Below are 11736 nucleotides of genomic sequence, written 5' to 3' on the forward strand. Positions count from 1 at the left end.
ACGGCAGATGAGCATTCTGGTCGTGGGGCTCAGCCACCGGAGCGCGCCGGTGGCGGTGCTGGAGCGGGCGGCGGTCGCCGGGGACGACCTGGTCAAGCTGCTGCACGCGGTGCACGACTCCCCGAACGTCGCCGAGGCCGCGATCGTCTCCACCTGCAACCGGGTCGAGCTCTACGCGGTGGTCGACAAGTTCCACGGCGGCGTCTCGGCGATCTCCGAGCTGCTGGCGCTGCACTCGGGCGTCCCGATGGACGACCTGTCGCGGCACCTGTACGTCCACTACGAGGAGCGGGCCGTCCAGCACGTGTTCGCGGTGGCGTGCGGCCTCGAGTCGATGGTCGTCGGCGAGGGACAGATCCTCGGGCAGATCCGGCAGGCGTTCCGGCTCGCGCAGGACGAGGGCACGCTGGGCCGCGACCTGCACGACGTCCTGCAGCAGTCGCTGCGGGTCGGCAAGCGCGCCCACCACGAGACGGGGATCGACCAGGCCGGCGCGTCGCTGGTCAGCGTGGGCCTGGACGTCGCGGCCCGGCACCTCGGGCCGCTCGCGGACGTCCGCGCGCTGGTCGTCGGCGCCGGTTCGATGAGCTCGCTCGCCGCGGCCACGCTGAGCCGCGCCGGGGCGCGCGAGGTCGTGGTCGCCAACCGCACCCACGAGCGGGCGGTGCGCCTCGCCGGGTCGCTGGACGTCCCGTCCCGCGCGATCGAGCTGGCGGCGCTGGACGCGGCGATCGCCGAGGCCGACCTGGTGGTGTCGTGCACCGGCGCCGCCGGCCTGGTGCTGACGACCGCGCGGCTGGTGGCCCGCGGCGTCGGGTCGGACGGCCGCCGCCGCTTCTTCCTCGACCTGGCCCTCCCGCACGACGTGGAGCGGACCGTCGCCGACCTGGACGACGCCGGGCTGGCCGGCCTGGACGACCTGCGGACCGCGCAGGAGGCCGCGGAGGCGATCGGCCCGGAGGCGGTCGAGGCCGTCCGGCGGATCGTGGCCGAGGAGGTCGAGGCGTTCCTCAGCGCGGCCCGCGCCGCGGCCGTCGCGCCGACCGTCGTCGCGCTGCGCAGCAAGGCCGCCGACGTGGTGGAGGCCGAGCTGAGCCGGCTGACCGGGCGGGTGCCCGAGATGGACGGCAAGGCCAGGCGGGAGATCGAGCAGACCGTCAAGCGCGTGGTGGACAAGCTGCTCCACGCGCCGACCGTCCGGGTCAAGGAGCTGGCGGCGGCGCCGGGCGGCGACTCCTACGCCGACGCGCTCCGCGAGCTGTTCGACCTGGACCCGAAGGCCCCGGAGGCGGTTGCCCGCGCGGACCTCGGCGAGGCCGACGCCCGCGCGGGGGGCATCGACCCCGACTGCGCCGAGGCCGACTGTGTGAGTCCGGTGTCCGCGCAGGGCGACGCCGCCCTGTCGGACGGTGTGAACGTCGAGACGGTGAACGCCCAGGCCGCGAGCGTCCGGGCGGTCAGCGCCCGGGACGCGGTCCCGGTGCGCGAAGGAGACGACACGTGAGTACGGCGAGCAGGGGCCCGCTGCGGCTGGGCACCCGCAAGAGCCTGATGGCGACGACCCAGTCGCAGGGCGTCGCGGACGCGTTGGCGCAGCTGACGGGGCATGCCGTGGAGCTGGTCGGGGTAACCACGCAGGGTGATGTCTCCAAGGCCCTGCTCGCCCAGATCGGCGGGACCGGCGTTTTCGTCAACGCGCTCCGCGACAAGGTGCTGTCCGGCGAGGTGGACTTCGCGGTGCACTCGCTGAAGGATCTGCCGACGTCCGAGACGCCCGGGATCGTCCTCGCGGCGACGCCCGCCCGCGACGACCCGCGCGACGCCTTGTGCGGTCCGGCGAAGCTCGCCGACCTGCCGCGCGGCGCGCGGATCGGCACCGGGTCGCCGCGCCGGGTCGCGCAGCTGCGGGCGCTCCGCCCGGACCTGGAGATCGTCCCGATCCGCGGCAACGCCGACACCCGGCTGCGCAAGGTCACCGACGGCGAGCTGGACGCCGTGGTGCTGGCGCACGCGGGCCTGAAGCGGATCGGCCGGCTGGACGCGGTCGCCGAGGTCTTCGAGCCGGACCAGATGCTGCCCGCTCCCGGGCAGGGCTCGCTCGCCCTCGAGTGCCGCGCCGACCGCGACGACCTCCGCGCCCTGCTTGGAACGGTCGACGACGCCCCGACCAGGCGCACCGTCACCGCCGAGCGGACGGTGCTGGCGGTGCTGGAGGCGGGTTGCTCCGCGCCCGTGGGAACATACGCTGCCGAAGTAGATGAAAAGCTGCATCTGACCGCGACCGTCGCCGCGTACGACGGGAGCCGGCAGGTGCGGCTGTCCGCAAGCGGCCACCCGGATGCCGCCGAGCAGCTCGGACGCGACCTCGCGGCCCGGCTGCTCGCGCAGGGGGCCGACCAGTTGATGGGGGAGCGCGATTGAGCCCCGCCGCTAAGACCACCGCCGCCGAGCAGAGCACGAACAAGACCGGGGCCGCCGACCCGCCCCCGCGCCGGACCGCCGGCCCGGGGACGGTCGCGATCGTCGGCATGGGTCCCGGTGACCCGGCGCTGCTGACCCTGCGCGCCGCCGCCGAGCTGGAACGCGCCGACACGGTGATCGTGAGCCGCGCGCACTGCCCGGCCGAGATCCTGTCCCACTGCCGTCCCGACGCGGAGATCGTCGACACCGCGGAGGGCGACCCGGTGAAGCTCGCCGCGCGGGCCGCGAAGGCGGGCCGCCGCGTCGTCCGGCTGTTCCCCGGCGACCCGGGGACGGCCTGCAACCTCGCCGCCGAGGGCGGTGCGCTGGCGAAGGCCGGCGTCCCGTTCGAGGTGGTGCCCGGGGTGTCCGCGGTGACGGGCGTGCCCGGGTACGCGGGCATCCCGCTGACCGACGCCAAGAACCGCGAGGTCCGGATCGTGGACGCCGCCGGGGGCGGCGTCGACTGGGAGCGCTACGCGGCCCAGGACATGACCCTCGTCGTCCTCGGCGCCGAGGGCGCGGTCGCGGAGGTCGCGAAGGGCCTGATCGCGGTGGGGCGCCCCGACTCGACCCCGGCCGCGATGACGAGCCTCGGCACCACCACCGAGCAGGAGACCGTCGTCTCCACGCTGAGCAGGCTCGCGTCCGACACCAAGGGCATGGAGGCGCCCGCCCTGATCATCGTCGGGGACGTGGTGAACTGGCGCGACAAGCTGTCCTGGTTCGAGACGAAGGCGCTGTTCGGCTGGCGCGTCCTCGTGCCGCGCACCAAGGAGCAGGCCGCGTCGCTGTCGGACCGGCTGCGCGGGTACGGGGCCGTCCCGGACGAGGTGCCGACGATCTCCGTCGAGCCGCCGCGCACCCCGCAGCAGATGGAACGCGCCGTGAAGGGCCTCGTCACCGGGCGGTACGAGTGGGTGGTGTTCACCTCCACGAACGCGGTGAAGGCCGTCCGGGAGAAGTTCGTCGACTACGGCCTGGACGCCCGCGCGTTCGCCGGCCTGAAGGTCGCCGCGGTCGGCGAGCAGACCGCCGCCGCGCTGGTCGAGTTCGGCATCCAGCCCGACCTCGTCCCGTCCGGGGAGCAGTCCGGCGAGGGCCTGGCGAGCGAGTGGCCGCCCTACGACGAGGACCTCGACCCGATCAACCGGGTGCTGCTGCCGCGCGCCGACATCGCCACCGACGTGCTCATCGCGAAGCTGACCGAACTCGGCTGGGAGTGCGAGGACGTGACCGCCTACCGGACGGTCCGGGCCGCGCCGCCGCCCGAGCCGATCCGCAACGCGATCAAGGGCGGCGGGTTCGACGCGGTGCTGTTCACCTCGTCCTCCACGGTGAAGAACCTGATCGGGATCGCGGGCAAGCCGCACAACGTGACGGTGATCGCCGTGATCGGCCCGCAGACGGCGAAGACGGCCGAGGAATACGGGCTGCGGGTGGACGTTATGGCTGAGAAGCCGTCCGTATCCGCCCTCGCGGACGCGCTCGCGGAGTACGGTGCCAAGCGGAGGGCGGCCCAGATCGAGGCGGGGGACCCGCTTCGCAAGCCCAGCCAGATGCGCCGGGGCGCCCGGCGCCGGAAGTAGCCTCCCACACACCGCAGAGGGATCATGTCCGCACAGTTCCCCGCCGCCCGTCCGCGGCGGCTTCGCCGTACGCCCGCGCTGCGCCGGCTGGTCGCCGAGACGCGGCTCGCCCCGGCCGACCTGGTGCTGCCCGTGTTCGTCAAGGAGGGCATCGCCGAGCCGCAGCCGGTCGCGTCCATGCCGGGCGTGTTCCAGCACACCCGCGACAGCCTCCGCAAGGCCGCGCACGAGGCGGCCGAGGCGGGCGTCGGCGGCCTCATCCTGTTCGGCATCCCGGCCGAGAAGGACGCGGCCGGCTCCGCCGCCGACGACCCGGACGGCATCGTCCAGCTCGCGCTGCGCGACCTGTCGTCCGACCTCGGCGACGCCACCGTGATCATGACGGACCTGTGCCTGGACGAGTACACCGACCACGGGCACTGCGGCCTCCTCACGCCGTCCGGCGAGATCGACAACGACGCGACGCTGGAGCGCTACGCCTCCATCGCGCTGGCGCAGGCCGAGGCGGGCGCCGCCGTCGTCGGCCCGTCCGGGATGATGGACGGCCAGGTCGCCGCGATCCGGGAGGCGCTCGACGGCGCCGGGTACTCGGGCACCGCGATCCTGGGGTACTCGGTGAAGTACGCCTCCGCCTACTACGGCCCGTTCCGCGAGGCCGCCGAGTGCGCGCCGCAGTTCGGCGACCGCTCCACCCACCAGCAGGACCCGGCGAACGCCGACGAGTCGCTGCGCGAGGTCTTCCTCGACCTCGACGAGGGCGCCGACATGGTGATGGTGAAGCCCGCGGGCGCCTACCTCGACATCGTGCGGCGCGTCCGCGACGCCGTCGACGTCCCCGTCGTCGCCTACCAGGTCAGCGGGGAGTACGCGATGATCGAGGCCGCCGCCGAGAAGGGCTGGATCGACCGCGACCGCACCATCATGGAGTCGCTCCTGTCCATCCGCCGCGCCGGCGCCGACATCACCCTCACCTACTGGGCCACCGAGGTGGCGAGGCGCCTCTAGTCACTTAGGGTCGTTTTCGGGGGTCGACGCGCGAGCTGCTGGGGCCGGCGGGCATCATCGTTAACCAGGGAACACGTGCGACCTGGTGCTTTGGGGGGCGGAGATGCTGGCGGTCTCGGGTAACAAGCGGCAACGGGCGGCGCGCGACCGGATGGCCGCGGCGGCGCGGGAGTACGCCGGCCTGGGATGGCCGTGCTTTCCCGGCGCCCATCCACCCGTGGGCGGTGACAGAGCGTGTTCGTGCGACCGGATCGGCTGTCCCGACCCGGCGGCGCATCCGGTGTCGGCGGCCTGGGCGCACCAGGCCGGGGTGGACGCGGACGTGATCGAACGGTGGTGGTCGGAGCGTCCGCGGGCCAACATCATCCTGCCGACGGGCCGGGTGTTCGACGTGTTCGACGTACCGGCCGCGGCCGGGACCATCGCCCTCGACCGGATCGAGCGGGAAGACCTTCCCGTCGGTCCGGTCGCTTCTTTCGGGGGCGACCGGCACCTGTTCTTCGTCGCCACCCGCGGCGCGCCCGCCGACGAGGCCGAGTGGTGGTCCTGCCACCTGGACTGCTCCCCGGAGGACGTCGCCGAGACGCCCGGGATGCGGTGGCACTGCCGTGACAGCTACGTGGTGGCGCCGCCGTCCGTGCTGCCGAACGGGCGTGAGGCGGCGTGGCTGCGCCCGCCGTCCCGGGATCCGCTCCCGGACCCGCTGCGGCTCCTGGGCGTCCTCTCGGACGCCTGTGAGGGCGTCTAGCGCGGCACCTTGACGGCGGGCTTGCGGCCCCACTGGCTGTAGGAGCCGCGCTGCGTCTGGTTGCGGCCCTTCTCGGGCCCCGCGCGCACCCAGAACTTGACCGGGCGGAAGCCCGCGTCGAACTTGATGGCGAAGGCGATCTGCTGGGCGCCGGTCTCCTGCGACATCCGCGCGTACATCGGGCCGATGCCGGGGCTCTGCGCCAGCTTCGCCGCCGGCGCCTCGCCCTGGTAGATCGAGCCGGACCTGGTGAGCCTCGTCGCCGACCGCAGCAGCGTCGTCAGGTTCGCGACGGACGAGCCCTGCCGCACCTGGTCGGCCACCGCCGGGTAGCCGCGCCCGCCGAGCTGCGTCGGCCGCCACTTCTTGCCGGCGCGGACGTACAGCCGGTCCTGGACGACGACGGCCTGCACGGCCTTGCGGGCCGAGCCCGTCCCGGCCATCTTCATCGTGTAGGACGGCGACGCGCCCTGCACCAGCCCGAACGTCCCCCGGCCGGTGACGGGGAAGCCGCAGCAGCCCGTCTGCCGGTAGCTGAACGCGGCGCCGGGCGCCTTCGCGGTGGCCTGGTCGATCCGCGCGATGAGCGGCGCGGGGTCGACGCCGCCGGCCGGGAGCGTCGGCTGCGGGGTGCTGCTCTGCGCGGGCGTCGGCTCGGGCGGCTGCTTGTCGTCGTTGTTCAGCAGCGTCATCGCGCCCGCACCGCCGGCGGCGACGACCAGCACGGCGACGGCGGCGAGGATCCAGCGCGCCCGGGATCCGCCGCCGCCCTGCGCGCCCGCGACGATCGGGTTGCGGCCGCTGCTGCGGGACGGCTTCGGCTTCGGCGGCTCCGGCTGCTGGGCGGCCTGCGTGGCGAGCTCGGTGAGCCGGCCGCGGCCCTGCGCCTCCCAGGACGGCCCGTACGCGGAGACCGCGGCCTCTTCCAGGGCGGCGAGGTAGTCGGCGGCCGACTTCGGGCGCTTGTCCGGCTCCTTGGCCAGGCCGTGGTGGATCAGTTCGCGCAGCGGCCCGGGCACCTCGTCGGCGGGGATCGGCGCCTCGCGGTGCTGCCGCGCCATGTTCCGGCCCGTGTACGGCGGATGGCCGGTGAGGCACTCGTAGAAGATCGCGGTGGCCGCGTACAGGTCGGTGGCGGGGGTGGCGGGCGCGCCGTCCCACAGCTCGGCGGCCGCGTACTGGGGGCCGTGCTGCGCCTCGGTGCCCGCGGGCGCGGTCGCGAAGTCGGTGAGGCGCGCGTTGCCCTCGCCGTCCACCAGGACGTTCGCCGGGCGCATCGAGCCGTGCACGATGTCGCGCTCGTGCGCCGCCGCCAGCCCGAGGAGCGTCCCGCCCAGCATGGACAGCGCCGCGAGCGGCCCGGTGGGGCCCTGCGCGGCGAGGACGCGGCGCAGGCTGACGCCGTCGACGCGCTGCATCACGATCGCCGCGCCGTCCGCGGACTCCACGAAGTCGTAGAAGTCCACCACGTTCGGGTCCTCGAGCTGGGACAGCGGCCGTGCCGCCGCCCGGAAGCGCGTCAGGAACGCCTCGTCGGCCGCCAGCGCGCCGTCGAGGTACTTGATCGCGACCTTCGTGCCGGTCGGGTCGTCGACCGCCAGCACCACCCGGCCCGAGGTTCCGCCGCCCAGCTCCCGCTCGTGGGTGAAGCCCGGGACCGTCCAGCCGTTCACCACGGTGAAAGCCCATCCCTCCGATGTCGTACTTGGTGGAATATCGGCACGTACGGCGCGAGGTCAAGGCAAGTCGCCGAACTGCAACTGAGAGACTACAAAAGTGACAACCACCGATGCTTCCCAGCAGTTGTTCGACCGTGCCGCCGCGGTGGTCCCCGGCGGCGTCAACTCGCCGGTGCGGGCCTTCGGCGCCGTCGGCGGGACCCCCCGCTTCATCGCGTCCGCCCGCGGCCCGTACCTGACGGACGCCGACGGGAACGAGTACGTCGACCTGGTGTGCTCCTGGGGCCCGATGATCCTCGGGCACGCGCATCCGGCGGTCGTGGAGGCGGTCCGGGACGCGGCGGGACGCGGCACCTCCTACGGCGCCCCCACGCAGGGCGAGGTGGAGCTCGCCGAGGAGATCGTCGGGCGGACGCCGGCGGCGCGGGTCCGGCTGGTCAACTCGGGCACCGAGGCGACGATGTCGGCGATCCGGCTGGCCCGTGGGTTCACCGGCCGCACCAAGATCGTGAAGTTCGCGGGCTGCTACCACGGGCACGTCGACTCGCTGCTGGCCGCGGCGGGCTCCGGCGTCGCCACGTTCGGGCTGCCCGACACCCCGGGCGTGACCGGCGCGACCACCGCCGACACGCTGATCCTGCCCTACAACGACGTCGCGGCCGTGGAGACGGCGTTCGACGAGCACGGCACCGACATCGCCTGCGTCATCACCGAGGCCGTCCCGTGCAACATGGGCGTGATCCCGCCGCTGGCCGGGTTCAACGCGCTGCTGAAGCGGCTGTGCGAGCGGTACGGGGCGCTGCTGGTCGTCGACGAGGTCCTCACCGGGTTCCGGGCGTCCAGGTCGGGCTGGTTCGGGATCGAGGGCGTGCCCGGCGACCTGATGACGTTCGGGAAGGTGATGGGCGGCGGGCTGCCCGCCGCCGCGTTCGGCGGGCGCGCCGACATCATGGACCACCTCGCCCCCGCCGGGCCCGTCTACCAGGCCGGCACCCTGTCGGGGAACCCGCTCGCCACCGCCGCGGGGATCGCCACGCTGCGGCACGCCACGGACGAGGTGTACGCCGCGATCGACCGCTCGGCGGAGATCGTGTCGAAGGCCGCGTCGGAGGCGCTGGAGCGTGAGGGCGTCCCGCACTCGGTGCAGAACGCGAGCAACCTGTTCTCCGTCTTCTTCAGCGACGCGCCGGTGGGCGACTTCGCAGCCGCGCAGCGGCAGGACACCAAGGCGTATGCCGCGTTCTTCCACGCCGCGCTGGAGCGCGGCGTGTACCTGCCGGCGTCGGCGTACGAGGTGTGGTTCCTGTCGTCCGCGCATGACGAGGAGGCTCTGGGACGCGTTCTCGACGCCCTCCCGCACGCGGCCCGCGCCGCCGCGCAGGCGGCGTCCTAGAGGGCCCGGAACGCCTGCAGGGCCTCGGCGACCGATTCGGGACGCGGTGCGTGCAGGGGAGCGCGCACCGCGGGATCGTCGATCAGCCCTTCCTCGGCCAGGCACGCCTTGAGCACGGACGGGGACGGCTCGCTGAACAGCGCCGACGTCATCGGCAGCAGCGCGTTGTGGAGTGCCAGCGCCCGCGCCGCGTTCCCGTCACGCGTCGCCTGGGCCATCGCGACGTAGGCGGCCGGCGCGAGGCAGGCGCAGGCCGCGACGCCGCCGGACGCGCCAAGCTGGAGCATGGGGTAGATGTACGCGTCGTCCCCGCCCAGGACGGCCTTGCCGGGGTTGGAGGCCAGCATGGCGAGGGTGTCCTGGTCGATCCCGCCCGCGCAGTGCTTCATGCCGACGACGCAGTCGAGGTCGAGGATCTTCAGCAGCGTCTCGGCGGGCAGGTGCCTCCCCGTCCGGTACGGGATGTTGTACGGGACGAGCGGCACGTCCACGGCGGCGCCGATGGCGGCGAAGTGGTCGATGATCCCCTCGTCGGACGGCCGCAGGTAGTACGGGACGACGACGAGCAGCGCGTCGGCCAGCGGGGCGCGCTCGCGGGCCTGCCGGATCGAGTCCTCGGTGCCCATCGTGCCCGCGCCGACCGTCAGCGGGGTCCCGTGCTCGATGGAGACGGCGCGGCACACCTCCAGGACCGTCCGCTGCTCGGCGGCGCTCAGCATGGCGGCCTCGCCGGTCGTGCCGAGCGCGACGAGCCCGTCCGCCCCGTTCCGCAGGCAGTGGACGGCGAGGCGTTCGAGCGACTTGGCGTCCACCGCACCGGAGCGGGTGAACGGCGTCACGAGCGACGCGTGGATTCCGCGCATGGGTGTCACCTCGTTTCGGCGGCCTGCGGGGCGGCCGGAGCGATCCGGATGCGCGACCGCGGCCGGACGCTCCCGGCCGCGACCCCCGCGATGATCAGTGCGGCGGCGCCGAGGCGCGTCGCGTCCACGTGCTCGTGCAGGAGAACGCCGGCCGAGAGCAGCCCGAACGGCGGGACGAGCAGCGAGTACATGGCGACCGTGCTGGCCGCGTACCGGCGCATCAGCCAGCCCCACACGCCGAAGCAGAACAGCGTGGAGATGTAGGCGATGAACGCCATCGAGGCGAGGCCGGCGAGCGAGATGTTCCGCGCCGCGTCCGGCACGGCGCCCGGCCCCTCGAAGACCAGCGACAGGGCGAACAGCGGGATCGGCGGCACCAGCGACATCCACACCATGAACCCGAACGCGTCCACCGGCTTCCTGGTGGACTGGTTCATCCGCCGCATCGCGATGTTCGCCAGGCCCCAGGCGGCCGCGCCGCCGAGGCAGACGAGGAACGCCGCGACCGGGCTCCCGCCCTCGGCCTGGGCGACGCCGAGCAGCGCGACGCCGCAGAAGGCGACGACCATGCCCGCGATCTGCCGGGCGCCCAGCCGCTCGTGCAGCAGCAGGCCGGCGAACAGCGCCGTGAAGACCGCCTGCACCTGGAGGACGACCGACGCCAGCCCCGCGGGCATGCCCATGGTCATGCCGATGAACAGCAGCCCGAACTGCCCGACGCCGAGCGGGACGCCGACCAGGACGAACCAGCGGGCGGCGACCGGCGGCCGGCGGACGAGGAACACCGCGGGCAGCGCGGCGGCCGTGAACCGCAGCGCGGCCATCAGCAGCGGGGACAGGTCGTCCAGGGCCACCTTGATCGGGACGAAGTTGAAACCCCAGAGCGCGGCGATCAGGGTGGCCAGCAGGACGTGGCGCGATCTCATGCCCCGATCGTCAGGAAAAAGTCGCTTTAGGACAAGCGAGAACTTCTTGACATCTCGCTTTAGTATTGCTTCATGCTTGATCTCGAACGGCTGCGCGCCCTGCATTCGGTCGCGACCTACGGCTCGGTCAGCGCCGCCGCGGACGTCCTGCACGTCACCACCTCCGCCGTCTCGCAGCAGCTCGCGAAGCTGGAGCGCGAGACCGGCCAGAAGCTCCTGGAGCGCAACGGGCGCGGCGTCCGGCTCACCGACGCCGCCGAGCTGCTCGTCGCGCACGCCGAGCGGATCCTGTCGCTCGTCGAGCAGGCGCAGGCCGACCTGGAGGCGCACCGCGGCTCCGTCGTCGGCCAGCTCGCCGTCGCCGCGTTCCCCACCGCGATCCGCGGGCTGATGCCCGCCGCGCTGCACGGGCTCCGCGGCGACCACCCCGACCTGCGCGTCCTGCTCCGCGAGGAGGACCCGATGCGCAGCATGCCGCTCGTCCTGCGCGGCGACTACGACATGGCCGTCGTCCAGGACTGGAACAACGAGCCGCTGCCGCTCCCCGAGGGCCTGCACAAGGGCGTGATCTGCGAGGACGTCGCGGACGTGGCGCTGCCCGACGCGCACGACCTCGCCGGCCGCGACACGATCGACCTCAAGGAGCTGGCCGGCGACCCCTGGATCAGCTCCTCGCAGGACAGCATCTGCTGCGACTGGCTGATCCGGACGCTCCGCGCCATCGACAGCGAGCCCAACATCGACCACATGGCCTACGAGTTCGCGACCCAGCTCTCGCTGGTCGCCGCCGGGCTCGGCAACGCGATCCTGCCCCGCCTCGGCCGCTGCGACGTCCCGCCCGGGGTGGCGGTCGTCCCGCTGTCGGCCCCGCTGGCGCGCCGGGTCTACGCCGTCTGGCGCGAGGAGGCGGCCCGCCGCCCCGCGATCCGCGCCGTCGTCGCCGCCCTGCGCGCCGCAGTCCCGGCCGGCCCGCCGGCGATCGCGGGCATACCCGGCTGACCGGTCCGAACCGCCCGCCCGACATGATCGTCATACCGGGCGGTATCGGGCGGGCGGGCGGAGGGCTGTCTCTT

General features: G+C 73.8%; 10 protein-coding genes. 7 read left to right on the forward strand and 3 right to left on the reverse strand.

Going from position 1 to position 11736, the window contains the following annotated elements; all coding sequences use genetic code 11:
* Positions 1 to 7: 7 nt before the first annotated feature.
* The 5 genes from E1293_RS15845 (at position 8) to E1293_RS15865 (ending at position 5802) form a co-directional block, all read left to right on the forward strand.
* Positions 8 to 1504: a glutamyl-tRNA reductase gene (locus tag E1293_RS15845; protein WP_207938880.1), complete on the forward strand. Its 1497-nt coding sequence runs from the start codon at positions 8 to 10 to the stop codon at positions 1502 to 1504.
* Between the two features lie 47 nt (positions 1505 to 1551).
* Positions 1552 to 2421 (forward strand): hydroxymethylbilane synthase, encoded by an 870-nt coding sequence (gene hemC, locus E1293_RS15850; protein ID WP_243716253.1) that lies wholly within the window; start codon positions 1552 to 1554, stop codon positions 2419 to 2421.
* Positions 2422 to 2519: 98 nt separating this feature from the next.
* Positions 2520 to 4049 (forward strand): bifunctional uroporphyrinogen-III C-methyltransferase/uroporphyrinogen-III synthase, encoded by a 1530-nt coding sequence (locus tag E1293_RS15855; RefSeq protein WP_279473161.1) that lies wholly within the window; start codon positions 2520 to 2522, stop codon positions 4047 to 4049.
* 24 nt (positions 4050 to 4073) lie between these two features.
* Positions 4074 to 5054 (forward strand): porphobilinogen synthase, encoded by a 981-nt coding sequence (gene hemB / locus E1293_RS15860; protein ID WP_132198160.1) that lies wholly within the window; start codon positions 4074 to 4076, stop codon positions 5052 to 5054.
* Between the two features lie 103 nt (positions 5055 to 5157).
* Positions 5158 to 5802, forward strand: coding sequence for a bifunctional DNA primase/polymerase (locus E1293_RS15865; RefSeq protein WP_132198161.1), 645 nt, complete (start codon positions 5158 to 5160; stop codon positions 5800 to 5802).
* On the opposite strand, the gene E1293_RS15870 is transcribed toward E1293_RS15865, so the two are convergent.
* Positions 5799 to 7475, reverse strand: a complete 1677-nt coding sequence (locus E1293_RS15870; RefSeq protein ID WP_132198162.1) for a serine/threonine-protein kinase — start codon at positions 7473 to 7475, stop codon at positions 5799 to 5801. The two genes, E1293_RS15865 and E1293_RS15870, sit on opposite strands and share 4 nt — an antisense overlap.
* Before the next feature lie 103 nt (positions 7476 to 7578).
* Between E1293_RS15870 and hemL the strand changes: the two genes are divergently transcribed.
* Entirely contained in the window at positions 7579 to 8874 is a 1296-nt protein-coding gene (hemL, locus tag E1293_RS15875) for a glutamate-1-semialdehyde 2,1-aminomutase (protein WP_132198163.1), read from the forward strand.
* Here hemL and E1293_RS15880 read toward each other — a convergent pair.
* Both E1293_RS15880 and E1293_RS15885 read right to left on the reverse strand, forming a co-directional pair.
* Positions 8871 to 9737 carry a dihydrodipicolinate synthase family protein gene (locus E1293_RS15880; RefSeq protein WP_132198164.1) on the reverse strand — a complete coding sequence of 289 codons (867 nt, stop codon included), beginning with the start codon at positions 9735 to 9737 and terminating at the stop codon, positions 8871 to 8873. The two genes, hemL and E1293_RS15880, sit on opposite strands and share 4 nt — an antisense overlap.
* Before the next feature lie 5 nt (positions 9738 to 9742).
* Positions 9743 to 10663 (reverse strand): EamA family transporter, encoded by a 921-nt coding sequence (locus E1293_RS15885; protein ID WP_132198165.1) that lies wholly within the window; start codon positions 10661 to 10663, stop codon positions 9743 to 9745.
* A gap of 72 nt (positions 10664 to 10735) precedes the next feature.
* On the opposite strand from E1293_RS15885, the gene E1293_RS15890 reads away from it, so the two are divergent.
* Positions 10736 to 11662 carry a LysR family transcriptional regulator gene (locus tag E1293_RS15890; protein ID WP_132198166.1) on the forward strand — a complete coding sequence of 309 codons (927 nt, stop codon included), beginning with the start codon at positions 10736 to 10738 and terminating at the stop codon, positions 11660 to 11662.
* The last annotated feature ends 74 nt before the right edge of the window (positions 11663 to 11736 follow it).

The organism is Actinomadura darangshiensis (genome assembly GCF_004349235.1).
Lineage (GTDB): Bacteria > Actinomycetota > Actinomycetes > Streptosporangiales > Streptosporangiaceae > Spirillospora > Spirillospora darangshiensis.